The organism is Alkalimonas delamerensis (assembly GCF_030717955.1).
GTDB classification, from domain to species: domain Bacteria; phylum Pseudomonadota; class Gammaproteobacteria; order Enterobacterales; family Alteromonadaceae; genus Alkalimonas; species Alkalimonas delamerensis.
Genome location: NZ_JAUZVY010000003.1, coordinates 324,525 through 347,736 on the forward strand (window position 1 = coordinate 324,525; position 23,212 = coordinate 347,736).

Annotated in this window: 21 protein-coding genes and 1 pseudogene; 21 read left to right on the forward strand and 1 reads right to left on the reverse strand. The window is 55.0% G+C overall.

Translation table 11 applies throughout. The annotated features are described in order from the left end of the window. Window positions 1–142: 142 nt before the first annotated feature. The 17 genes from coxB to rpoS all read left to right on the forward strand — a co-directional run bounded on the left by coxB (window position 143) and on the right by rpoS (window position 14,118). Window positions 143–1,519, forward strand: coding sequence for a cytochrome c oxidase subunit II (coxB, locus tag Q3O59_RS09805; RefSeq protein WP_305945410.1), 1,377 nt, complete (start codon window positions 143–145; stop codon window positions 1,517–1,519). Beyond that, window positions 1,519–3,282 carry a cytochrome c oxidase subunit I gene (locus Q3O59_RS09810; protein WP_305945411.1) on the forward strand — a complete coding sequence of 588 codons (1,764 nt, stop codon included), beginning with the start codon at window positions 1,519–1,521 and terminating at the stop codon, window positions 3,280–3,282. The genes coxB and Q3O59_RS09810 overlap by 1 nt, the downstream gene beginning before the upstream one ends. Beyond that, window positions 3,279–3,959 carry a cytochrome c oxidase subunit 3 gene (locus Q3O59_RS09815; protein WP_305945412.1) on the forward strand — a complete coding sequence of 227 codons (681 nt, stop codon included), beginning with the start codon at window positions 3,279–3,281 and terminating at the stop codon, window positions 3,957–3,959. The genes Q3O59_RS09810 and Q3O59_RS09815 overlap by 4 nt, the downstream gene beginning before the upstream one ends. Before the next feature lie 10 nt (window positions 3,960–3,969). Continuing rightward, the gene (locus Q3O59_RS09820) at window positions 3,970–4,653 is read left to right on the forward strand and encodes a heme-copper oxidase subunit III family protein (protein ID WP_305945413.1); all 684 of its coding nucleotides are present in this window, start codon (window positions 3,970–3,972) and stop codon (window positions 4,651–4,653) included. A gap of 8 nt (window positions 4,654–4,661) precedes the next feature. Continuing rightward, on the forward strand, window positions 4,662–4,985 hold the full coding sequence (locus tag Q3O59_RS09825; protein WP_228589457.1) for a cytochrome C oxidase subunit IV family protein: 324 nt from the start codon (window positions 4,662–4,664) through the stop codon (window positions 4,983–4,985). 6 nt (window positions 4,986–4,991) lie between these two features. Continuing rightward, window positions 4,992–5,660, forward strand: coding sequence for an SCO family protein (locus Q3O59_RS09830; RefSeq protein ID WP_305945414.1), 669 nt, complete (start codon window positions 4,992–4,994; stop codon window positions 5,658–5,660). Window positions 5,661–5,674: 14 nt separating this feature from the next. After that, the gene (locus Q3O59_RS09835; protein ID WP_305945415.1) at window positions 5,675–6,415 is read left to right on the forward strand and encodes a substrate-binding periplasmic protein; all 741 of its coding nucleotides are present in this window, start codon (window positions 5,675–5,677) and stop codon (window positions 6,413–6,415) included. Window positions 6,416–6,447: 32 nt separating this feature from the next. Next, on the forward strand, window positions 6,448–7,143 hold the full coding sequence (locus tag Q3O59_RS09840; protein ID WP_369812378.1) for a hypothetical protein: 696 nt from the start codon (window positions 6,448–6,450) through the stop codon (window positions 7,141–7,143). 61 nt (window positions 7,144–7,204) lie between these two features. Next, on the forward strand, window positions 7,205–7,537 hold the full coding sequence (ftsB, locus tag Q3O59_RS09845) for a cell division protein FtsB (RefSeq protein WP_305945416.1): 333 nt from the start codon (window positions 7,205–7,207) through the stop codon (window positions 7,535–7,537). After that, window positions 7,534–8,229, forward strand: coding sequence for a 2-C-methyl-D-erythritol 4-phosphate cytidylyltransferase (gene ispD / locus Q3O59_RS09850; protein ID WP_305945417.1), 696 nt, complete (start codon window positions 7,534–7,536; stop codon window positions 8,227–8,229). Before ftsB ends, ispD begins: the two co-directional genes overlap by 4 nt. Next, entirely contained in the window at window positions 8,226–8,708 is a 483-nt protein-coding gene (ispF, locus tag Q3O59_RS09855; protein WP_305945418.1) for a 2-C-methyl-D-erythritol 2,4-cyclodiphosphate synthase, read from the forward strand. Before ispD ends, ispF begins: the two co-directional genes overlap by 4 nt. Beyond that, window positions 8,705–9,769, forward strand: a complete 1,065-nt coding sequence (gene truD, locus Q3O59_RS09860) for a tRNA pseudouridine(13) synthase TruD (protein ID WP_305945419.1) — start codon at window positions 8,705–8,707, stop codon at window positions 9,767–9,769. The genes ispF and truD overlap by 4 nt, the downstream gene beginning before the upstream one ends. Before the next feature lie 2 nt (window positions 9,770–9,771). Next, window positions 9,772–10,524, forward strand: a complete 753-nt coding sequence (gene surE / locus Q3O59_RS09865) for a 5'/3'-nucleotidase SurE (protein ID WP_305945420.1) — start codon at window positions 9,772–9,774, stop codon at window positions 10,522–10,524. Then, entirely contained in the window at window positions 10,525–11,163 is a 639-nt protein-coding gene (locus Q3O59_RS09870; protein ID WP_305945421.1) for a protein-L-isoaspartate(D-aspartate) O-methyltransferase, read from the forward strand. Further along, on the forward strand, window positions 11,163–12,077 hold the full coding sequence (locus Q3O59_RS09875; RefSeq protein ID WP_305945422.1) for a DUF368 domain-containing protein: 915 nt from the start codon (window positions 11,163–11,165) through the stop codon (window positions 12,075–12,077). The genes Q3O59_RS09870 and Q3O59_RS09875 overlap by 1 nt, the downstream gene beginning before the upstream one ends. A gap of 10 nt (window positions 12,078–12,087) precedes the next feature. Continuing rightward, on the forward strand, window positions 12,088–13,011 hold the full coding sequence (locus Q3O59_RS09880; RefSeq protein WP_305945423.1) for a peptidoglycan DD-metalloendopeptidase family protein: 924 nt from the start codon (window positions 12,088–12,090) through the stop codon (window positions 13,009–13,011). A gap of 102 nt (window positions 13,012–13,113) precedes the next feature. Beyond that, window positions 13,114–14,118, forward strand: a complete 1,005-nt coding sequence (gene rpoS / locus Q3O59_RS09885; protein WP_228589468.1) for an RNA polymerase sigma factor RpoS — start codon at window positions 13,114–13,116, stop codon at window positions 14,116–14,118. Window positions 14,119–14,176: 58 nt separating this feature from the next. Here the strand turns inward: rpoS and mutS are convergent, their stop codons facing one another. Further along, window positions 14,177–16,753 carry a DNA mismatch repair protein MutS gene (gene mutS / locus Q3O59_RS09890; RefSeq protein WP_305945424.1) on the reverse strand — a complete coding sequence of 859 codons (2,577 nt, stop codon included), beginning with the start codon at window positions 16,751–16,753 and terminating at the stop codon, window positions 14,177–14,179. A gap of 33 nt (window positions 16,754–16,786) precedes the next feature. Between mutS and Q3O59_RS09895 the strand changes: the two genes are divergently transcribed. The 4 genes and pseudogenes from Q3O59_RS09895 (at window position 16,787) to metH (ending at window position 23,179) form a co-directional block, all read left to right on the forward strand. After that, a complete protein-coding gene (locus Q3O59_RS09895; RefSeq protein ID WP_305945425.1) occupies window positions 16,787–17,287 on the forward strand; it encodes a CinA family protein in 501 nt (166 codons plus the stop codon). A gap of 54 nt (window positions 17,288–17,341) precedes the next feature. Next, window positions 17,342–18,388 carry a recombinase RecA gene (gene recA, locus Q3O59_RS09900; protein WP_305945426.1) on the forward strand — a complete coding sequence of 349 codons (1,047 nt, stop codon included), beginning with the start codon at window positions 17,342–17,344 and terminating at the stop codon, window positions 18,386–18,388. A 169-nt stretch (window positions 18,389–18,557) separates the two neighbouring features. Beyond that, complete coding sequence (locus tag Q3O59_RS09905; protein ID WP_305945427.1) at window positions 18,558–19,481, forward strand: homoserine O-succinyltransferase; 924 nt, start codon at window positions 18,558–18,560, stop codon at window positions 19,479–19,481. A 6-nt stretch (window positions 19,482–19,487) separates the two neighbouring features. Beyond that, window positions 19,488–23,179, forward strand: a pseudogene (metH, locus tag Q3O59_RS09915) (methionine synthase). Window positions 23,180–23,212 lie beyond the last annotated feature (33 nt).

The following is a 23,212-nucleotide window of genomic DNA, read 5'->3' on the forward strand; positions in this document are numbered from 1 at the left end:
CCTATAGTGACAGAACAGGCGAAAAAGTGTTCGATGGACTGACAGCCAAACAATAGCGGCGGTCCTCGAGTAGTCTGAAGTCCGATTCCTCTGTTTGCAGTAGTGCCCTGTTACTTTTGCTGATTAAAGGATGAGCCGGATTATGGCGATTGCACTTATTATTCTGCTGTTGATCATCGGTACCGTCATTTTTCACGTCGTCAGTCCCTGGTATTTCACTCCGCTTGCTTCCAATTGGTCGACCATCGACAGTACTGTTTCTTTGACCTTCTGGATTACCGGCTTCGTCTTTGTGGCTGTGAACTTGTTCCTGGTCTATGTGCTGGTGCGCTACCGCAGCCGGCCGGGATTAAAAGCCGATTACGAGCCAGAAAACAAAAAGCTGGAAGGCTGGTTAACCCTGGTCACGACCATAGGGATTGCCGCTATGTTGGCGCCAGGCTTGTATGTTTGGGGCCAGTTTGTCAAACCACCGGATGACTCCATGGTGGTGGAAGCCGTTGGTCAGCAATGGCACTGGAGTTATCGTTTTCCCGGCGAAGATGGTGTGCTCGGCAAGGTCGATACCCGTGCCATCAGCGAAACCAACCCCTTTGGCCTGGACCCAACGGACCCGGCCAGTCGCGATGATGTGCTGATTTTCAGCAACGAGCTGGTGCTGCCGGTGGACCGGCCGGTCAAATTGCTGCTGCGTTCCAAGGATGTGTTGCACAACTTCACGGTGCCTCAGTTCCGCGTCAAGATGGATATGGTACCGGGCATTTCCAGTTATCTCTGGTTTACCCCAACCCGTACCGGCGAGTTCGATGTGATGTGCCAGGAGCTGTGTGGCATTGGTCATTATGCGATGCGTGGTCGGGTGGTGGTAAAAGAGCAATCCGACTTCGATGCCTGGCTGGCGCGTCAAGTCACTTTTGCCCAGACTCAGCACCACACCGAAGGCAATGTGGCCTTGGGGCAGGCACAGTACATGGTTTGTGCCGCCTGCCATGGCATCCAGGGTGAAGGCAATGAAGGACTGCATGCCCCCAGGTTGGCGGGGCAGGATTTGTGGTATCTGCAACGTCAGCTGAAAAATTACCAGCAAGGGATCCGCGGCACAGCCGAAGGCGATGTCTTTGGTGGTCAGATGATTGCGATGGCCAATCTGGTTAGCGACGAGCAAAACATGCAGCACCTGCTGGCTTACATTGGCTCTTTGCCGGAGCCTGCGAGAGTGGCTGCCGAAGGGGATCTGAGACGCGGGCAACAGCTGTACCGCAATTGTGTGCATTGCCACGGCGAGCAGGCCGAAGGCAGCTTCCATATGAATGCGCCCCGACTGGCGGGTTTGGAGCCCTGGTACCTGAGCCGGCAGATCGAGTATTTCCGTGACCGGGTTCGCGGTGGCCACCGGGATGATTTTTATGGCGCCCAAATGAGCCTGTTGGTGCAGTCGCTGCGTTCAGAAGAAGACATCGCTGATCTGGTGGCTTACATCAATTCATTGCAACCTGAGCAGCTGGCAAGGAGAGACTGATGACAGAAACAGCAATTGCCGATCATGCCGATGAGCATCACCCAAGCAGTTTTGCCAGTAAATACATCTGGAGCCAGGATCATAAAGTTATCGCCATTCAATACAGCCTTACCGCCATCTTTGTTGGCTTGGTTGCTCTGGTGTTGTCTGCCCTGATGCGGTTGCAGCTGGGGTTTCCGGATCACTTTTCGTTTATTAGCCCTGAGTCCTACCTGCAGTTTGTGACTATGCATGGCATGATCATGGTGGTTTACCTGCTGACCGCCTTACTGCTTGGTGGCTTTGGGAACTACCTGATCCCCTTGATGATTGGGGCCAGGGATATGGTGTTCCCGCTGCTGAATATGCTGAGCTTCTGGACCTACCTGTTGTCGGTGCTGGTGTTGCTGGCCAGCTTCTTCGTGCCAGGTGGCCCTACGGGCGCTGGCTGGACGCTGTACCCACCGCAAGCGATTTTACCCGGCACACCGGGCCATGACTGGGGCATCTTACTGATGCTGATCTCATTGGGCATTTTCATTGTTGCTTTCACCATGGGGGGCCTGAATTACGTCTGCACCATTTTGCAAGCCCGCACCAAAGGCATGACCCTGATGCGGATGCCACTGACCATCTGGGGCATTTTTGTCGCCACCATTATGGGCTTGCTGGCTTTCCCGGCCTTACTGGTCAGCGCCATTATGATGTTTATGGACAAAGTCGTGGGCACCAGTTTCTTTATGCCGGCTATTTTGTCGATGGGCGAGGTGCTGGATCACACCGGTGGTAGCCCGATTTTGTTTCAGCACTTGTTCTGGTTTTTCGGCCACCCCGAAGTTTATATTGTTGCTCTGCCTGCGTTTGGCATCGTATCCGATATCCTGGCCACCCATGCCCGTAAAAATATTTTTGGCTACCGGATGATGGTCTGGGCCATTGTGGTGATTGGTTTGCTGAGCTTTGTGGTTTGGGCGCACCATATGTACGTCAGCGGCATGAACCCCTATTTTGGTTTCTTCTTTGCGACCACCACCCTCATTATCGCCGTGCCGACAGCGCTAAAGGTGTACAACTGGATCCTGACGCTGTGGAAAGGCAATATCCAGCTGACCTTGCCGATGCTCTTTGCCATTGGTTTTATCTTTACCTTTATCCATGGTGGCTTAAGCGGTTTATTTTTGGGCAATGTGGTGATCGACCTGCCCTTGTCCGACACCTACTTTGTGGTGGGGCACTTCCACATGGTGATGGGGTTGTCGCCAATCCTGGTGCTGTATGCCGCCATTTACCACTGGTTCCCGAAAGTAACGGGCCGTATGCTGCATACGGGCCTGGGTAAGGTGCATTTCTGGGCAACCTTAATCGGTGCTTATTCGGTGTTCTTGCCGATGCATTACCTTGGCATGCTGGGTTTGCCACGGCGTTATTTTGGCATGGCGGGCACCGAGTACATCCCGGAGTCGGCTCACCTTCTGAACGCCAATATTACGGTGGCAGCCATTCTGGTGGCTGTGGTGCAGCTGGTGTTTATTGCCAATGTCATTATCAGCCTGCGCCGTGGCGAAAAAGCCCCGGCCAACCCCTGGGGTGCAACCACGCTGGAGTGGCAAACGCCCGACAATCCTCCAACGCATGGCAACTGGGGGGCGGCATTGCCGGTGGTGCATCGCTGGGCTTATGACTTCAGCGTGCCTGGCGCAAAAGACGACTTTATCCCGCAAAATGTTCCGAACAGTGCGGTGGAGGTCACGGATGCGAAGGCCTTTGCGGAGGCAGGACAATGAGCTTGATTGGCAAATTGATGGAAAAACCCTGGTTGGCGCAACCAGAAGGGATGGACCCGGCGCTGCTGGTGACCACCAATAACGGCTGGCCTGCCCGCACGGCGCTGCGCTTTTTCCTGGGGACCGTCACTGTTATTTTCTTTTTGTTTATCATGACGCTGCTTGGGCGCTCGCAAATGGGAGACTTTCATGCGCTGGCGGGCGAGCCCTGGCTGCCCTTTGACCGGCCGGTGCAGTTGTGGTGGAACAGTGCCATTTTGCTGCTAAGCAGCATCGCCATGCATGCAGGCCTGTGGCTGGCTCGTCAAAACCGGCTGCAAGCCTCCTTGCTGGCGGTAATGCTGGCCGTGGTACTGGTACTGGGCTTTATGCTGGCGCAGGGCTATGTCTGGCAGCAACTGGCTGTGGCAGGCTTTGGCCTGACGACCAACCCGGCCAGCAGTTACTTTTACCTGCTGACAGCCGTGCACCTGGTGCACTTGCTGGGTGGGGTGGTGGCGCTGAGCGGCTTGTTGCGACGCTATTGGCAGCAGCACACCCAGGCCCGCATTGTGGCTGGATTAACGCTTTGCACCACCTATTGGCACTATTTGTTTGGTATCTGGCTGGTGCTCTTTGCGCTGTTAACCAGCTCGGCCGGAACCATCGATTCACTGGCTGCCTTGTGCGGCTTCTAAGGAGAATGCAATGAGCCCTGATGAAGCCAAGAGCAACTTTGCCAATCGTCCCGATGGCTGGTCCGGGGTAGTGGCGGATTGGTCCGATGATCAGCGCACCTTTCGGATGTCCTGGGGCAAGCTGATGATGTGGGTCTTCCTGCTGGGGGATACCTTTATCTTCAGTATTTTCCTGATTGCCTACATGAATGTTCGCTGGTCGGCAGCCGAAGCCTGGCCCAATGTTAGTGAGGTCTTTGCCCTGACGGTGGCCGGTCAAACGATTCCACTGCTGCTGATTGCCATTATGACCTTCATTCTGATCACCAGCAGCGGCACCATGGCGATGGCAGTGAGTTGCGCCTACCGCGGTTTGCGGCGGCAAGCGGCTTGGTTGATGTTGGCTACCGCTGTGCTGGGCATCTGTTTTGTCGGCATGCAGGTGTTTGAATGGAGTAAATTGATTGAAGATGGGGTTCGCCCCTGGGGCAACCCGATGGGGGCGGAACAGTTTGGTGCTGCCTTTTTTATGATCACCGGCTTTCATGGGCTGCATGTAACCGGTGGCGTCATTTACCTGCTGGTGGTGGCCTGGCGCTTACACCGGGGCCATTACGAGAAAAAGGGCTATGAAATCGTCGAGATTACCGGCTTGTACTGGCACTTCGTCGATTTGGTCTGGGTGTTTATTTTTGCATTTTTCTATCTCTGGTGAGGTGTGCTATGTCGCAGGATGTCAATCAACAGCACCCGGTGAGTATGTATTTAAAGGTCTGGGGCTGGCTCTTTGTTCTGAGCTTTTTTTCTTACATGGTCGATTACATGGAGTTGCAGGGGCTGCTTCGCTGGAGTCTGATTTTATTTTTTATGGTGATTAAGGCAGGGGTGATTTTAAGTGTCTTTATGCATGTGCAGTGGGAAAGTCTGAACCTGAAGCTGCTGTTGATTATCCCGACCTTTGCCATTCTGGTGTTTTTGGTGCTGATGGCCATTGAAGGGGATTACACCCTGATGAACCGCTTGTTGTATTACCGAACGGAAGGTTAGCAACAGATGTCGGGTTGGACCATTCGTCATACCCTGATTGCTGCCAGTGTGCTGACACTCTTGCTGGTGGCTAGCTTGCTCTGGTTGCTGCAGTCGCAGCAGCGTGATTTAACTTTGCAGCAGGCTGTCTTTTTGACCCGCCCGATGCCACTGCCTGAGTTTCAGCTGTGGGATCAGTACCGTCAGCCCGTGAGTCGGGATGATTTAAAAGGACAGTGGCACTTGCTCAGCTATGGCTTTACCTATTGCCCGGATATTTGCCCGATGACCCTGGCCAAACTCAGTCGCTTTCAACAGCAATTGGTCGAGGAGCAGCGCTTTGATGATGTGCAGTTGTTGTTTTATACCGTCGATCCTGCCCGGGATACACCGGAAGTTATGCAACAGTATCTGGGTTTTTTTGCTGCCGATATTCGAGGTCTGACACCGCTGCAAGACGTGACTGCCGGGCGGGATTTTGAGCAGTCGCTTGCTATACTCTACCAAATGGGAGCCATTGATGCCGACAACCCGGCCAACTACCAGGTGGATCACGGTGTTTTGCTGTATTTACTGAACCCGGCCGCACAGTTGCAGGCGGTTTTTACGCCGGTGAATCGGCTGGGGGACATCCCCGACTTTGATCCTGAACTCTTGTATCAGGATTATCTGGCCATACGCCATTTTTTGCAGTAACTCAGGAGTGTTATTTGAACGCTGTACGCGCCATTTGTTGGTTATTCTTTGGTTGGAACTTTGGGCTGGTCAGTCAGGAGTTAATGCTCTATACCGAGCATTTTCCGCCGTTTAGCTACGAAGAAAGTGGCCAGATTACCGGCAGTAACACCGAAATTTTACGCCAGCTATGCCAGCGGGCTGAAGTGGATTGCCAGTTTGAACTCTATCCATGGCGGCGCGCTTTTGACAGTGCCCTGAGCAATCACAATGGTGGTTTGTTTTCGACGTCCCGTAGCCGCGATCGTGAGGCGCTGTTTCAGTGGGTCGGCCCATTGGCGTACAACAGACCTTACCTGTACCGACTGAAAAGTCGCCCTGAGATCCAAGTCAAGCAGCTGAACGATGCTAAAAAATACATGATCGCCGTGGCTCGGGGGGATGTATTTGAGGAATACTTTTTAACATTGGGGTTTGAGCATGGCCAACACTTGCTGGATTTTGAGTCGAAATCGGCTGCCACTCCACTGTTTTTGCAGGGACGGGTAGACTTGATGGTCTCCTCTGAGCTGGTGATGCCGGTCTGGCTGGCGCAGTATCAGCAAAGCATGGAGGTGGTGGAGGCCGTGATAGCACTGGATGATATTGCCGGCAATTATCTGGCGTTGCATCCGAAGGTGCCGGTTGAGCTGGTTCAACGGCTGCAAAATGAGCTGGATAAGATGCGTCTATCCGGGGAGTTTGATGCCATCGTGCAGCGCTTTCAGGTAGAGTAAAGGTAAATATCAGGCCGTGACAGGGGTTTTAGTTGTGCAAGTTGGTGCTGCTCCGTTACCATGCAACCATGAAAGACGCTGCTGATCAACCGCATTTCTGGCAGGTTTCCGGCCAGAACCAGACCTACACTGAGCTCTGCAATGCTTTGTACGAGCGAGAGTTGCTGCGTCTGTCTAAAATGACCGAAGCCGAACTGCCACAGCTGCCGCGCCAGCTGGCCAGCTTGCCGTTTTACATTCGCAAAGCTGCTCAGCGTATCCTTAAAGTACAGTCACCCCTGTTGCTGGACAGCCAGAATGCCTCCTGGTTTGCACCTCAGGCCGCCAGCTGTCCGCTGAATCGTCAGCGCCCGGACCAAATCGCCCGTTTTTTTGAAAAAGCCGCCAAGCCGGGGATCCTGGTTCCGGTCTATCAGGAGCAACTCGGGGTGGAGCGTATTGTGTTGGACTCGGTGGATGAGGTTGACCACCAGGGACAGCGGCTGCACTGCAATCAGCACGGTTGGTTTGCTTTCGCTGGCACACCGCTCAGCCCGGAGAATGCCGATAAGTTTTTATTGCAGCCGGTGAAAGTTGTGATGACGGCGTGCTGTTGTGGTCATCAGTGGAGCAATCAAAAGCGCACTTCGCCGCGGGTACTTAGCCTGCGCGAGCTGTTACTGACCACCGGACTGAATTGGAAAAACTTCGCCAAACCGCTTCGTCAGCAGCCGTTGGCGATGAGTTAACCCTTCCCTCTGCGCGCTGAAAGCTTCATAATAGCGGCATGATCAATCCAGAGCCGATGGCATGCGATTCGTCACAATCGCCTTACTGATCCTGTTGTTGTTGCTGCAGTTCCGTTTATGGTTCGGTCAGCACAGCATCAGCGACTACCTGCAGCGTAAGCAGCAGCTCGAGCAGCAAACGCTGGCCAACGAGGAGTTGGCCAAACGCAACCGGCTGCTGCTGGCCGATGTGCAAGATTTGCGTCTGGGCCTCGAAGCCATTGAAGAACGTGCCCGAAACGAGTTGGGCATGATTCGTGACGATGAAACTTTCTTCCGGATTGTGAGCGAAAGCCCTGGCTTGCAGCAACAGCGTCAGGGCATCAGCTCGTTACCTCAGCCGGAGCAGCAATGAACCAGTTTTGCACCAAGCGACTTGCTGCGGTGATCCCTGCTGCTGGCATTGGCAGCCGGATGCAGGCTGAGCGACCCAAGCAATACCTGCAATTGCATGGCCGCAGTATTCTGGAGCACAGTGCGGCAGCCGTCCGGCAGTTGCAACCTGATCTCCCTCTCGTAATAGCATTGGCCGCCGATGATCCCTATTTTGCTGCCACAGCTTTGGCCGCTGATCCCAACGTACAACCGGTTCTTGGTGGGCGTGAGCGTGCCGACTCGGTGCTGGCCGCGCTTCAGGCACTGGATGCAAGCCAGGTGGACTGGGTGCTGGTGCACGATGCGGCCAGGCCTTTGCTGCAAGGCACTGATTTGCAGCGTCTGTTGACCCAATGCCAGCAAGCCGGCTGCGGTGGCATTCTAGCCAGCCCGGTACGGGATACCATGAAACGTGGTGGGCCACGCATTGAGCACACGGTGGAGCGCAGCCGACTGTGGCATGCGCTGACACCCCAGCTGTTTCCATTGTTGCCGCTGCGTCAGGCATTGCAAGATGCGCTGAGCCAGGGGGCAACCATTACCGACGAAGCTTCGGCGATGGAGTGGGCGGGTCAGCCGGTGTTGCTGGTGGAAGGGCGCAGTGACAATATCAAAATAACGCAGCCAGAGGATCTTGCTTTGGCCGCTTTTTATTTGGAGAAACAAGGATGAGTGCAATCCGTATTGGCCATGGTTTTGATGTCCATGCCTTTGGTGGGGAAGGGCCGGTGACGCTGGCTGGGGTCCAGGTGGAGTACCCGCAAGGGTTGCTGGCACACTCCGATGGCGATGTGGTGCTGCATGCGCTCACCGACGCCATTCTGGGTGCTTTGGCGCTCGGGGATATCGGGCACCACTTCCCGGATACCGATGCCACCTATGCCAACATCGACAGTCGTATTTTACTGCGTCAGGTGGTAGCAACCATGCACGAGCAGGGTTGGAAACTGGGGAATCTGGACATCACCATTATGGCGCAGGCCCCCAAAATTGCGCCGCATATTGCTGCTATGCGCGCCGTTATTGCGGTGGACTTGCAGGCAGAGCTTGCTCAGATCAATGTCAAAGCCACCACCACAGAGCGGCTAGGCTTTGTCGGACGTAAAGAGGGCATTGCAGCTGAGGCTGTGGTGTTGTTGGTCGCCGCGTGAGTCTGCCGCTGTCAGCACAGCCACCTCTGGCCTGGTTGCATGGTCAACCTGGCGCCCATGGCCTGTTACGTACCGAGGCCAGCGACTTTCAGGTGGATGAAGAGCTCAACTTTGCCCCCAGTGGCGCTGGCGAGCATTTGCTGCTGCAGATTGAAAAGATTGGCCAAAATACCCAGTACGTCGCCCGGCAGCTGGCTGAACGTACTGGTTTGAAAAATCGGGATATCAGCTTTGCCGGCCGCAAAGACCGCCATGCCCTGACCCGGCAGTGGTTTTGTCTGCCCTGGCCGATCAAAGCCGAGGTACCTTGGCAAGACTGGCAGGGGGAAGGCTACCGGATTTTGCAGGTACAGCGACATCATCGTAAGTTGCGGTTGGGCGCTTTAAAACGCAATCGCTTTCGGATCCAGTTGCGGGAGCTTAGTGATCCCGCTGCCGTGCTGGCCCGATTGCCTTTGGTGCAGCAAGGGGTGCCGAATTATTTTGGTGAGCAGCGTTTTGGCATTGACGGTGGCAATCTGAGCAAAGCCTATGCGCTCTTTCAAGGGCAAAGCATTGCTGACCGGCAATTGCGCGGGCTGGTGTTGTCCGCTGCGCGCTCTTATTTATTTAATCAGCAGGTATCCGCTCGGGTGAAGGCTGGCTTTTTTCAGCAGGTTTTGGCTGGCGATGTGTTGCAGCTGGATGGTTCCGGCTCGGTTTTTCGGGCCCTTGACGACCTGAGTCTCTTGCAGCAACGTTTGCAACAGGGCGATCTGCACCCGACGGCGGCGCTGTGCGGCCTGGTGAGCTCCGATAAAGCGCAGCCTGCCGCTGAGGCCGCACAGGCCGAAGCCGACTGGTTGGCCCCACATGCGGCTCTGGTACAAGGGCTGATGGACTTTCGTTTAAAAGCCGAACGGCGAGCTATTCGGCTGGTACCTCAGCAACTGCAAGCCAGGCCCAATGGTCAGCATTTATTGCTTGAATTTGCCTTGCCAACGGGTTGTTTTGCCACCAGTGTACTGCGAGAATTGGTGCAGTACACCGATGTTGCCGCCAACCGGCAGTATGGAGATTAAGAATGCGGATTTTATTGAGCAACGATGATGGGGTTTATGCCAAAGGGATCCAGGTATTGCAGCAGGCCCTGTCGCAAATGGCTGAGGTAACCACGGTAGGGCCGGATCGCAACTGCAGCGGTGCCAGCAACTCCCTGACTTTATTGAACCCTCTGCGAACCCAGCAACTGGACAATGGTTTTATTGCGGTCAGCGGTACGCCCACCGATTGCGTCCATCTGGCCATCAGTCAGCTGTTGGACTTTACCCCGGATCTGGTGGTGGCGGGCATCAATCATGGCGCCAACATGGGCGATGATGTGATTTACTCCGGCACCGTCGCCGCAGCGACCGAGGGGCGTCATCTGGGCTTGCCAGCCATTGCTGTCTCACTGGCCAGTCACGACAGCGACTATTTTGAAACTGCGGCCTATGTCACGGTGCAGGTGATCAAAAAGCTAAAGTCGCACCCGCTGCCGGCCGATCAAATTCTCAATATCAATGTGCCCGCGATCCCGATTGCGGAATTGAAGGGGTTGCAGGTGACCCGTTTGGGGCGTCGGCATAAAGCCGAAACCATGACATCGGCTGTTGATCCTTGGGGACGACCTATTTATTGGTATGGCTCCTTAGGGCCAGAACTGGATGCCGGTCCAGGCACGGATTTTCATGCCATTGCTCATGGCTACGCATCCATTACGCCCATCCATGTTGACATGTCTGCTTACAAGAGCATGGATCAACTCAGTCAGTGGTTAGAAGGAATTCAGTTGTAAATGGCTGTCGCAACGCAACGCAGTGCCACTTTGCTGGCGCAAAAGCTACACCAAGAAGGCATCACCCATCCAGAGGTGATTGCGGCTATCGCGAATACGCCGCGCCATCTTTTTGTCGAAACGGTGCTGGCGCACAAAGCGTATGAAAATACCGCCTTGCCGATAGGCCATGGCCAGACCATATCCCAACCTTACATTGTGGCTCGGATGACTGAGCTTTTGTTGGCCGGGGGCAAGTCGCAACAGGTGCTGGAAATAGGCACCGGCTCCGGGTATCAAACCGCTGTTTTGGCCCGGTTGTTTGAGCGGGTGTACAGCGTCGAGCGGATTAAAAGTCTGCAATTTCAGGCCAAGCGACGTCTGCAACAGCTGGACTTGCACAATGTGTCGATGAAGCATGGCGATGGTTGGCAAGGCTGGACCAGCAAAGCTCCTTTTGATTGCATTTTGGTGACGGCCGCACCCAGCGCGGTGCCGCAAGCGCTGTTGCAGCAATTGAGCGATGGCGGGCGTTTGGTGATCCCGGTTGGTACCGATGACCAGGTACTGCGGGTGATTCAGCGTCAGGGCGATACTTTTATGGAAGACAATGTGGAAGCGGTCCGTTTTGTGCCCTTAGTTCCGGGGGAGCTGGCCTGATGGACGCCAGGGCAGCGTCTCTTTGGCGGTCTTATTTGCTGGTATGGTGCAAAGGCTTGATGATGGGGGCTGCGGATATTGTACCTGGCGTCTCAGGCGGGACTTTGGCACTGCTGTTGGGGATTTATGAGCGGTTGATTCGGGCCATTCGCTCGGTCGATCATCATGCATTGGGTATGGTGCTCAGGGGACGGCTGCTAGCTGCCTGGCGGCATATCGATGGCACCTTTTTACTCTGTTTGTTCAGCGGGATTTTACTCAGTGTCTTTCTGTTGGCAAAAGGTGTCAGCTGGATGCTGTTGCACCAGCCGGTGCTGCTCTGGTCGTTGTTTTTTGGCTTGATTCTGGCTGCTTTGCCACAGCTGTGCAGCAAGCTGCGCTGGGATCGCTGGCGTTTGTTGTTGCTGTTGCTGGGAGTGCTGCTGGCACTGGGTATCGGGCAGTTGCAGCCGGTCGAATTGCAACCGGAGCGCTGGATGTTTTTTGTTGCGGGTGCCGTGGCGATTTGCGCCATGATCCTGCCCGGTATCTCCGGCAGCTTTATTTTGTTGCTGCTGGGCATGTACGCACCGGTATTGCTGGCCGTCACTGAATTGCAGGTGTTGCCATTGATGTTGTTTGCCAGCGGCTGTGCGGTTGGTTTATTAAGTTTTTCCCGTTTGCTGGCTTGTTTGTTGGCTCGGTATCATGATGCAACCCTGGCATTGTTAATTGGCATTGTGATGGGGGCTATGTACCGGGTTTGGCCCTGGCAGCTGGATGGCTCGCCGGTTGGCTTTAGCACCTATCTGCAGTGGCACGACTCGCTGCAGTTTGGTTGGGCGCTGGCGATGGCGCTGCTCGGTGTTTTGGGCATGCTGGCTGTGTTGCAACTGGAGCGCCTGCAACAGCCGGGTGAGCGGATCAGCAATTGATGAGGGCCTGATGAGTACAGCCAGGATGGTCAGCCATGTTCCTAAGCGGCAGTGCAAACTGCCTTGCTGGCCTATCCTACTGCTTGGTTTGATGCTGATTGCGGGCTGCGCCAAACGCTCTGAACCGGCCCCGGTTGCCGCTTTGGCAGTCAGCCCGGCCCAGTCTTCACGGGGGCCTCTTTCTGGTGACAGCTATCAGGTTCAGCGCGGGGATACGCTGTACTCCATTGCTTTTCGAGCCGGCCAGGACTTTCGGGAGCTGGCCCGACGCAATCAGATTGAAGCACCTTACATCATTCACCCTGGCCAGCAGCTGCAGCTTCGGGGTCCGGCGCCAGCCAGCCGCACGGCAGCCAGAACCGAGGTGGTCACTCAGCCGGCCCCGGTACAGACCCAGCCCGCGCGCTCTTCGGCAAGCACCCGTCAAGTGGCGCCAGCAACCACAGCTCAGACCAATCCGGTTGCACCGGCAAAATCGGTTGCACCACGCCCACAAACCGGTTATGTTCATAATACTACAGCACAAAACCAGAAAAAAACGGCAAACAATACCCCAGCAGGCGGGCGATTGCAATGGCAGTGGCCGACCCGAGGTACCATTCTGGCGCGTTTTTCGCATCAGGAGCATGGCAGCAAAGGGATAAAAATTGCTGGCAGTGAAGGGCAGCGCATCAATGCAGCCGCCGCCGGGCAGGTGGTATACGCCGGCAATGCACTGCGAGGTTACGGTAATTTAATCATCATCAAGCACAACGATGATTACCTGAGTGCTTATGCGCACAACAGCCGTTTGCGAGTCCGTGAGCAGCAGCAGGTGGAGGCTGGACAACACATTGCCGACATGGGAAGTACTGAGGCGAGCCGAACACAATTGCACTTTGAAATTCGTTTTCGGGGGCAATCGGTCGACCCGCTGCAGTTTCTACCCAGATAACGATGAGAAACACCATAACAACAGACGTCCCGAAGGACGCAGCGACGGACAGCCTCAGGCAGAGCTGGACCGAATGTACCCTTGTAGATGTGGGAGAAGGATATGGGCTCCAAGGCAAGACATGAGCAAAATGAACGCAGCAATGATGATTTGAACGAAGACTTGTCTCTGATCGACGAGGCGGAAGACGCGGATGAGCCGGATGCCGCTGCCTTAGCTGATGACAATGATACCGAAAGTGATGATGTCTTTGCCCGGGATGACAGCTACCGTGCATTGGATGCGACTCAAATGTATTTGGGCGAAATCGGTTTTTCGCCTTTGCTGACGGCAGAAGAGGAAGTTTACTTTTCCCGTCTCGCCCTCAAAGGCGATGAAGCTGCCCGCAAACGCATGATTGAAAGCAACTTACGTTTGGTGGTTAAAATTGCCCGTCGTTACATCAATCGGGGTCTGGCCTTGCTGGATTTGATTGAGGAAGGCAATCTGGGCTTGATTCGCGCGGTAGAGAAGTTTGATCCAGAGCGTGGCTTTCGCTTTTCGACCTATGCCACCTGGTGGATCCGTCAAACCATTGAGCGGGCCATCATGAATCAGACCCGTACCATCCGTCTGCCCATTCATGTGGTGAAAGAACTCAACATTTACCTGCGTGCTGCCCGCGAGTTGTCGCAAAAACTGGATCATGAACCCACCGCTGAAGAAATCGCCACAGCACTGGATAAGCCGGTGGAAGAAGTGAGCAAGATGCTTAAACTGAATGAGCGCATTACCTCTGTCGATGGTTTGGCTGCGGGCTCCTCCGACAAGCAACTGTTGGATGTGATTGCCGATGACAAAGAGCTGGGCCCGGAAATGGAGCTGCAGGACCAGGACATCAAGCAACATCTGGTGCAGTGGTTGGATGAACTAAATCCCAAACAACGCGAAGTGCTGGCCCGACGTTTTGGCTTGCTCGGTTACGAGCCCTCGACCCTGGAAGATGTTGGTCATGAAATCGGTTTAACCCGGGAGCGGGTGCGGCAAATTCAGGTGGAGGCGTTGCGCCGGTTAAAAGAAATCGTCACCCATCAGGGGCTCAATATCGAAACTTTGTTTCAGGATTGATGGCCCGGTAGTGATGCCCTTCTGCCACAAACAAAAAGCGCCGTCTGGCGCTTTTTGTTTAGTCTGTTAGCTGACCTTTCAGCTGGTACAGCAAGTCAAGCGCCTGGCGTGCACTGAGTTCATCCGGATTGATGCCACGCAACTGTTGCACGATTGGGTGCTCCGGGGCTAACAGCTCAAGTTGGGATGCGCTGGCTGGGCCAGTGTCCAGAGGGCGGGCCGGTTCGGCTTGCTCCAGTTGCTGCAATTTGCGTCTGGCTTGCTGGATCACCATCTTGGGGACGCCTGCCAATTGCGCGACCTGCAAACCAAAGCTTTTGCTGGCGGCGCCTGGGTGCACATGGTGCATAAAGGCGATGCTGTCGCCGTGCTCAACTGCATCAAAATGCACATTGGCCAAGCCGTCCAGCTCATCGGCCAGTTGGGTCAGCTCAAAGTAATGGGTAGCGAATAAGGTCATGGCCTTTAGCTGCCGGGCCAGATAGTCGGCACAGGCCCAGGCCAGAGAGAGGCCATCGTAGGTGCTGGTGCCGCGACCAATTTCATCCATCAGCACCAGGCTGTTGGGGGTGGCATGGTGCAAGATGGTGGCTGTTTCGGTCATTTCCACCATAAAGGTTGAACGACCAGAGGCCAGATCGTCCGAGGCACCGACCCGGGTAAAGATCCGATCAATCGGGCCGATGATGGCTCGCTCTGCCGGCACATAGCAGCCGATGGCGGCCATCAGCACAATCAGTGCGGTCTGGCGCATATAGGTCGATTTACCGCCCATATTGGGGCCGGTCACCAGCAGCATGCGCTGCGCCGGCGAGAGCTCGAGCGGGTTGGCAATAAAAGGTTCACTCAGCACCTGCTCCACCACCGGGTGCCGTCCCTGTTCAATTTGAATACCGATGGCATTCTGCAGCTCGGGCCTCTGGTAATTCAGCGCATCGGCCCGTTCGGCGAAGTTGCTTAACACATCCAGTTGCGACAAGGCGGCTGCCAGTTGCTGCAGAGCTTCGAGTTGTGGCAGAATTTGATCGAACAGGGCGTCGTACAGCTGCTTTTCCAGTGCCAGCGCCTTGCTTTGACTGCCGAGTACCTTGTCTTCGTACTCTTTTAACTCTGGAATAATAAAACGCTCGTTGTTCTTCAGTGTTTGGCGACGAATGTAGTCGGCCGGAACCTTGTGATCCGAGCCGCGGCCAATCTCAATGTAGTAGCCATGCACCTTGTTAAAACCAACTTTGAGCGAGCTGATGCCGGTGCGCTCTTTTTCCCGGGTCTCCAGTTGCTGCAAATAGTCGGTGGCGCCGGTAGCCAGCGCTCGCCAGTGGTCTAGCTCGTCGTGGTAACCTGATGCTATCACGCCGCCGTCGCGGATCAGCACCGGCGGTTGTTCGACAATGGCTTGTTCCAGCAGAGTGCAAAGCTCCGGCAGAGGCTGCACTTGTTGGTACAATTCGGTGAGCAAAGCACAGTGCCAGCTGCTCGCCAGTGGCTGCAGACTTGGTAGTTGCTGCAGAGCCTGGCGCAATCGGGCAAAGTCGCGCGGCCTGGCTGAGCGTAGCGCCAGCCGGGCAATCACCCGCTCAATATCGCCAATCTGCTTGAGTTGAGGTTGCAGCTCCGGGTAGCTGTCGCTCAGCTCGCTAACGGCCTGCAATCGCTGTTCAACGCGATGATGTTGCCGAAGTGGTGCCTGGATCCAGCGCTGCAATAAGCGGGATCCCATTGCGGTTTGGGTCTGATCCAGCACATCCAGCAGGGTATGCTCCCGACCACCGGCCAGATTTTGCGTCAGCTCCAGATTACGACGGGTAGCGGCATCCAGCACAATGTAATCATCGCCTTGCTCTTTGGCGATGGCGCGAAGATGCGGCAACTGGCTGCGCTGGGTGTCCTTGACGTACTGCATCAAACAGCCCGCCGCCATCAGGCCAGCCGGAGCATCCTCCACCCCAAAGCTCAGCAAATCCTTGGTACCAAACTGCTGGCACAATAAACGGCGGGCGGTTTCTATTTCAAACTCCCAGGCCGGACGGCGACGATTGCTGCAGCGAGACGGCAGCAGCTGTTGTGCTAACAGTTCCTCGCTGTACAACAGCTCGGCCGGTTGCAGTCGCTGCAGCAAGGCCTGCACATCGCTGTCGTTGTCGAGCTGCTGCAGCAAAAAGCGGCCACTGGCTAAATCCAGCCAGGCCACACCAAACTGATTTTTGTGCTGCACTAGGCAGGCCAGTAGGGTATCGCGCCGCTCTTGCATCAGGGCTTCATCGGTGACGGTGCCTGGGGTCACAATACGTACGACCTGACGCTCAACCGGACCTTTGCTGGTGGCCGGATCGCCAATCTGCTCGCAGATGGCAACCGACTCGCCCAGCTGTACCAGCCGGGCCAGGTAGGACTCAACGGCATGGTAGGGCACACCAGCCATCGGGATCGGTTGACCACCACTTTGACCGCGTTTGGTCAACGAGATATCCAGCAAGCGGGCTGCTTTTTTCGCATCGTCGTAAAACAGCTCGTAAAAATCACCCATACGGTAGAACAGCAGAATGTCCGGGTGCTGGGCTTTTAAGCCCAGATACTGTTGCATCATCGGAGTGTGGGCACTGGCAGCTTGCCCCAAAGTGGTGGTGGACGGCATAATAGCGTTACATTCCTTGCATCTGGATCACTGATGAACAAAGTCACCGACACCATGCAACTGGCACAGACGCTGGGCCAGTTATTAAAAGCGCAAAAGCGGATGGTGACGGCGGCGGAATCCTGTACCGGCGGTGGCTTGGCTTACAGCCTGACCGCTGTGGCCGGTAGCTCTGCGTATCTGGACCGCAGTTTTGTCACCTATAGTAACAAATCCAAACAGCAATTATTAGCGGTGGATGCGCAAACCCTGCAGCAGCATGGTGCTGTTAGCCTGCAAACGGTGCAGGAAATGGCGGCAGGTGCCGCCAAAGCGGCAGAAGCGGATTTGGCGATTGCGATTTCCGGTATCGCCGGGCCTGATGGCGGCTCCGAGCACAAGCCGGTAGGCACGGTGTGTTTTGCCTTTTGGCTGGATGGCATCTGCACCAGCAATCAGCAACACTTTGCCGGCGACCGGACGCAGATTCGCCAGCAGGCCATCGATTTCGCGCTGCAACAAAGCATCCGGCTGTTGACAGCGGCTTCAAACTAAACTACTGTATGCTCATACAGCATTCAGCCCAATCCAATTTTTCGGGAGTCATCAATGGACGACAATAAACAAAAAGCGCTGGCCGCCGCCTTAGGCCAAATTGAACGTCAGTTCGGTAAAGGCTCGATTATGCGGCTGGGCGACAGCACAGCGCTGGATATTGCCTCTGTTTCGACCGGCTCGTTAGGGTTGGACATTGCACTGGGCATTGGCGGTTTGCCGTATGGTCGTATTGTGGAGATCTACGGGCCTGAATCCTCCGGTAAAACTACGCTCACCTTACAGGTGATTGCTGAAGCGCAGCGCGCCGGTAAAACCTGTGCCTTTATCGACGCTGAGCATGCGCTGGACCCAGTGTATGCCGCCAAGCTGGGGGTCAATGTCGATGATTTGCTGGTGTCGCAGCCGGATACCGGTGAGCAGGCGCTGGAAATTTGCGATATGTTGGTACGTTCAGCCGCGGTCGATGTGGTCATTGTCGACTCGGTCGCCGCCTTAACGCCGAAAGCGGAAATTGAAGGCGATATGGGCGATAGCCACATGGGTCTGCAGGCACGTCTGATGTCGCAAGCCTTGCGTAAGTTGACTGCTAATATCAAGCGCTCCAACACCCTGTGCATTTTTATCAACCAAATCCGGATGAAGATTGGCGTGATGTTCGGCAACCCGGAAACCACCACCGGTGGTAATGCACTGAAGTTCTATGCTTCTGTCCGGTTGGATATCCGCCGCATTGGCTCGGTGAAAGATGGTGATGAAATCATCGGCAACGAAACCCGGGTTAAAGTGGTGAAAAACAAAGTAGCGCCGCCGTTTAAGCAAGCGGAGTTTATCATCACCTACGGCCAGGGCATCAACAAGCAGGGCGAGCTGCTGGATCTGGGCGTGCAGGAAAAACTGGTCGATAAATCCGGTGCCTGGTATGCCTATCAGGGCAATAAAGTTGGCCAGGGCAAAGCCAATGCGATGAAGTTTCTACTGGACAATCCGGCCATCGCTAATGAAATTGAAACCGAACTGCGCAACCGTCTACTGCTTAAGCCTGAAGCTTTGAAGCAAGCCGGTGCGGATGCAGCCGAGAGTCTGGCTGCCGACGACTAGCTGCGTCGAACGTTATCCCCCTTCCAGCCAGCCTTGTTGCTGGCTTTTTTGTGCGTTTGAGCTAGAGGATAGCTTACTTAATCTGTAGACGTCTATACGTTTAGAAGTTGACTTTTTGCCGTCTTTTGCGCACACTGCCAGCTATGTTCAATTGGGCGATGGAAGCGTTATGCCTATCAAAGTTGTCGATCAGTTGCCGGCTATTGGGGCCTTGTCGGCTGAAAATGTCTTTGTGATGACCGAAAGCCGGGCGGCCAGTCAGGATATCCGGCCGCAGCACATTGCCATCTTAAACCTGATGCCCAATAAAATAACCACTGAGATCCAGTTGCTGCGACTGTTGGCCAACTCACCATTGCAGGTGGATGTGGAATTGCTCAGGTTGGATGACCATGTCAGCAAGCACACGCCGGAAAGTCATTTGAACTGCTTTTACCGCTATTTCTCGCAGGTTGCAGAGCAAAAGTACGATGGGCTTATTATCACCGGCGCTCCCCTTGGGCTGGTCGACTATGAGGATGTGACTTACTGGGATCAGCTGGAAGGGATCCTGAGCTGGGCCGACAGCCACGTCACCTCCACCTTATTCTTGTGTTGGGCTGCCCATGCGGCTTTGTACCATTATTATGGCTTGCAGCGTGAGATCCGTGGCGAGAAGCTGTCCGGTGTCTACAACCAGCAGTTGGTGCAGCCTTTGTGCCCGCTGGTGCGCGGTTTTGATGATGAATTTAAAGTGCCGCATTCGCGCTATGCCCAGGTGCCCAAGCAGCGCTTTGCCCAGCACGATGATTTGCATATTCTGGCCGAGTCCGATGTCACCGGCCCCTATTTGCTGCAAAACAGCAGTGGCAGCCGGGTCTTTGTCACCGGCCACCCGGAGTACGATGTCAATACGCTGGCCGATGAGTATCAGCGTGATCTGGCCGCTGGACAAAATCCCCGGATACCCGAGCATTACTTTCCAGGCGATGATCCGGCGCAGCCACCGCTGAAGCTGTGGCAAAGCCACGCCTTTTTGTTATTCAGCAATTGGTTGAACTATTATGTCTATCAGGCCACACCCTTCGATTTGGGTGCCATTGGCCGGAAGTGAGGTATCATGAGTAAGGCTCGATTAACCCCAGCCCAACTAAGCACAGCTCTGTCACAGCGTATTATGATTCTGGATGGCGCCATGGGCACCATGATCCAGGCGCACCAGTTGCAAGAGGCCGATTACCGCGGCAGCGAGTTCATTGATTGGCCGACGGATTTAAAAGGCAACAATGATCTGCTGGTACTGACCCAGCCTGACATCATTCGCGAAATCCACCGGGAGTATCTGCTGGCTGGGGCCGATATTGTCGAAACCAACAGCTTTAATGCCACCACCATCGCCATGGCCGACTACCAGATGGAAGGCCTGTCGGCCCGCATCAATCGCGAGGCAGCCCGACTGGCGCGAGAATCCTGTGATGAAATCACGGCCCAGACACCGGAGCGGCCCCGCTATGTCGCAGGGGTGCTGGGGCCAACCAACCGCACCGCCTCGATTTCACCCGATGTCAATGATCCTGGCTTTCGCAATGTCAGCTTTGATGAATTGGTGCTGGCCTACAAAGAGTCGACCCATGCCTTGGTTGAAGGCGGAGCCGACATCATTATGCTGGAAACCATTTTTGACACCTTGAATGCCAAAGCTGCCGCCTTTGCCGTGTTGGAGGTGTTTGATGAGCTTGGTTTTGAGCTACCGGTGATGATCTCCGGCACCATCACCGATGCCTCCGGCCGAACCCTGTCGGGCCAGACCACCGAAGCTTTTTATCACTCACTGGCGCATGTCAAACCAGTCAGTTTTGGACTGAATTGCGCACTGGGGCCGGATTTACTGCGCCCTTATGTCGAGGCGCTTTCCACCGTGTCGGAAGCCTATGTCTCGGTGCATCCCAATGCCGGTTTGCCAAATGAATTTGGCGAGTATGATTTGGGCGCTGACGAAATGGCAGCAGAGATTGCCGACTGGGCCCGCCAAGGCTTCGTCAATATTGTCGGCGGTTGCTGCGGCACCACGCCAGAGCACATTGCTACCATTGCTGCCGCGGTGGCTGGCGTCACACCGCGTCAACCTAAGGCGGTTCGTCATCAGTTTCATCTGGCTGGGCTGGAAGCTTTTTCACCGGAGTGGTAATGCAACAACAAGCACGATTTATCAATGTGGGCGAGCGCACCAATGTCACCGGCTCGGCCCGTTTTAAAAAGCTGATTTTAAACGGCGACTACGAGACTGCGCTCGAAGTGGCAAAGCAGCAGGTCGAAAACGGCGCTCAGATTATCGACATCAACATGGATGAAGCCATGCTCGACAGCAAGGCTGCCATGGTGCGGTATCTGAATTTGTTGGCCGGTGAGCCCGATATTGCCCGGGTCCCCATTATGGTCGACTCCTCCAAGTGGGAGGTGATCGAAGCCGCCCTCAAATGCATTCAGGGCAAGGCCATCGTCAATTCCATTTCATTAAAAGAAGGCGAAGCGCCATTTTTAGAGCAGGCCCGTCGCATTCGGCGCTATGGTGCTGCCGCTGTGGTGATGGCCTTTGATGAAGTGGGGCAGGCCGATACCCAGGCGCGCAAAGTGGAAATTTGCCAACGTGCATACCGTTTGTTGGTCAATGAGGTTGGCTTTCCACCGGAAGACATCATCTTTGATCCCAATATTTTTGCCGTGGCGACCGGTATCGAAGAGCACAACAACTACGCGGTCGACTTTATTGAAGCCTGCCGTGACATCAAACGCCTGTGCCCTTACGCCAAAATTTCCGGCGGCGTGTCGAACATTTCCTTTTCGTTCCGAGGCAATGACCCGGTGCGTGAGGCGATGCACTCGGTATTTTTGTACCATGCCATCGCCGCCGGTATGGATATGGGCATCGTGAATGCTGGTCAGTTGGCCGTGTACGACGATATCCCACAGTTGCTACGCGAGCGGGTCGAGGATGTGATCTTAAACCGGCGTGAGGACGCTACCGAACGCTTGCTGGAGATAGCGCCGGAGTTTAAAGGCGACGGCAGCGTGGCGGAAAAGCAAGACGATGCCTGGCGCAGTCTGCCGGTGACCAAGCGGCTGGAACACGCCTTGGTCAAAGGCATTACCGATTACATTGAGCAGGATACTGAAGAAGCCCGTCAGCAGGCCGAAAAGCCACTGCACGTGATTGAAGGCCCCTTGATGGATGGCATGAATGTGGTGGGCGATCTCTTTGGTGAAGGCAAGATGTTCTTGCCTCAAGTGGTCAAATCGGCCCGGGTCATGAAAAAAGCCGTCGCTTATCTGCAGCCCTACATCGAGCAGGAAAAATCCGGTGGCAGTGCTCAGGGCAAAATTTTGCTGGCGACCGTCAAAGGCGATGTGCACGACATTGGTAAAAACATTGTTGGCGTGGTGCTGCAGTGCAACAACTTCGAAGTCATTGACCTGGGTGTAATGGTGCCTTGTGCCAAGTTGCTGCAGGTGGCCAAAGACGAGAATGTCGATGTGATTGGCTTGTCCGGATTAATCACCCCATCATTGGATGAAATGGTGCATGTGGCAAAAGAAATGCAGCGTCTAGGCTTTGAACTGCCGCTGCTGATTGGTGGCGCCACCACCTCCAAGGTGCACACTGCGGTGAAAATAGAACCGCACTACCCGCATGGTGTGGTCTATGTACCCAATGCCTCGCGCAGTGTCTCTGTGGTGCAATCGCTGATCAGTAAAATTGGCAAAGCCGAGTATCTGGCCCGCATTCAATCCGAGTATCAAACGGTGCGTGAGCAGCATCAGCGCAGCCGCCCCGGTCAACGCATGCTGAGCCTGGAGCAGGCCCGAGCCAATAAATTTTCGCTGGACTTGAGCAAAGTGGCCGCGGCACCGAAAAAGCCTGGGGTGCATCTGTGGCAGGATGTCGACTTACAGCCATTGCGTGATTACATTGACTGGACTCCCTTTTTCATGACCTGGCAGTTGTCGGGCAAGTACCCGCAAATTCTGAATCATGCCGAAGTAGGCATGGAAGCGCGGAAACTTTTTGCCGATGCCAACGCCATGCTGGATACCATGATTGCTGAGAAGCGCATTCAGGGCAAAGCGGTGTTCGGGCTCTTCCCGGCCAACAGCGAGGGCGATGACATTGTGGTCTACACCGATGAAAGCCGCACCGTTGAGCGTTGCCGCTTGCACCAGCTCCGTCAGCAATTGCAGCTGCGCAATAACATTCCCAACAGCTGTCTGAGTGATTTTATTGTGCCGGTAGGCAGTGGTGTGGCTGATTATGTGGGGGCCTTTGCCGTCAGTACGGGTTTTGGTGCCGACGAGTTCGCTGCCGAATTTGCTGCAGCGCACGATGATTACAACAGCATTTTAGTCAAAGCTCTGGCCGACCGGCTGGCAGAAGCGCTGGCCGAATACCTGCACCTGTGCATTCGTCGTGATTACTGGGGCTATGCCGCCGATGAAAACCTGGATAACGACCAGCTGATTCGTGAGCTCTATCAGGGGATCCGGCCCGCACCCGGTTATCCGGCTTGTCCTGAGCATACTGAGAAAGGCACCCTGTGGCAGTTGCTGGATGTGGAAGCGCAAACCGGCATGCAGCTGACGGAAAGTTTCGCGATGTGGCCTGGCGCCGCAGTCAGTGGCTGGTATCTGGCGCATCCAGATAGCAAATACTTTGCCGTCAGTAAAATTGGCCGCGATCAGCTGGCGGATTATGCTGCCCGTAAAGGCTGGTCTGAGCAAGAAGCGGAATGCTGGCTTGCACCCAATCTGAATGATTAGGGCGTGTTAACCTTTGCTGTTTGCTTTTAGAGC

What these genes read in the sequence shown, in the direction of transcription:
- Q3O59_RS09815 (WP_305945412.1), top strand. Translation starts at nt 3,279, where the DNA reads ATGAGCTTGATTGGCAAATTGATGGAAAAACCCTGGTTGGCGCAACCA.
- coxB (WP_305945410.1), top strand. Translation starts at nt 143, where the DNA reads ATGGCGATTGCACTTATTATTCTGCTGTTGATCATCGGTACCGTCATT.
- Q3O59_RS09875 (WP_305945422.1), top strand. Translation starts at nt 11,163, where the DNA reads ATGGACGCCAGGGCAGCGTCTCTTTGGCGGTCTTATTTGCTGGTATGG.
- Q3O59_RS09870 (WP_305945421.1), top strand. Translation starts at nt 10,525, where the DNA reads ATGGCTGTCGCAACGCAACGCAGTGCCACTTTGCTGGCGCAAAAGCTA.
- Q3O59_RS09905 (WP_305945427.1), top strand. Translation starts at nt 18,558, where the DNA reads ATGCCTATCAAAGTTGTCGATCAGTTGCCGGCTATTGGGGCCTTGTCG.
- Q3O59_RS09810 (WP_305945411.1), top strand. Translation starts at nt 1,519, where the DNA reads ATGACAGAAACAGCAATTGCCGATCATGCCGATGAGCATCACCCAAGC.
- recA (WP_305945426.1), top strand. Translation starts at nt 17,342, where the DNA reads ATGGACGACAATAAACAAAAAGCGCTGGCCGCCGCCTTAGGCCAAATT.
- Q3O59_RS09820 (WP_305945413.1), top strand. Translation starts at nt 3,970, where the DNA reads ATGAGCCCTGATGAAGCCAAGAGCAACTTTGCCAATCGTCCCGATGGC.
- ispD (WP_305945417.1), top strand. Translation starts at nt 7,534, where the DNA reads ATGAACCAGTTTTGCACCAAGCGACTTGCTGCGGTGATCCCTGCTGCT.
- mutS (WP_305945424.1), bottom strand. Translation starts at nt 16,753, where the DNA reads ATGCCGTCCACCACCACTTTGGGGCAAGCTGCCAGTGCCCACACTCCG.
- ftsB (WP_305945416.1), top strand. Translation starts at nt 7,205, where the DNA reads ATGCGATTCGTCACAATCGCCTTACTGATCCTGTTGTTGTTGCTGCAG.
- ispF (WP_305945418.1), top strand. Translation starts at nt 8,226, where the DNA reads ATGAGTGCAATCCGTATTGGCCATGGTTTTGATGTCCATGCCTTTGGT.
- Q3O59_RS09895 (WP_305945425.1), top strand. Translation starts at nt 16,787, where the DNA reads ATGAACAAAGTCACCGACACCATGCAACTGGCACAGACGCTGGGCCAG.
- rpoS (WP_228589468.1), top strand. Translation starts at nt 13,114, where the DNA reads ATGGGCTCCAAGGCAAGACATGAGCAAAATGAACGCAGCAATGATGAT.
- surE (WP_305945420.1), top strand. Translation starts at nt 9,772, where the DNA reads ATGCGGATTTTATTGAGCAACGATGATGGGGTTTATGCCAAAGGGATC.
- Q3O59_RS09830 (WP_305945414.1), top strand. Translation starts at nt 4,992, where the DNA reads ATGTCGGGTTGGACCATTCGTCATACCCTGATTGCTGCCAGTGTGCTG.
- Q3O59_RS09825 (WP_228589457.1), top strand. Translation starts at nt 4,662, where the DNA reads ATGTCGCAGGATGTCAATCAACAGCACCCGGTGAGTATGTATTTAAAG.
- Q3O59_RS09880 (WP_305945423.1), top strand. Translation starts at nt 12,088, where the DNA reads ATGAGTACAGCCAGGATGGTCAGCCATGTTCCTAAGCGGCAGTGCAAA.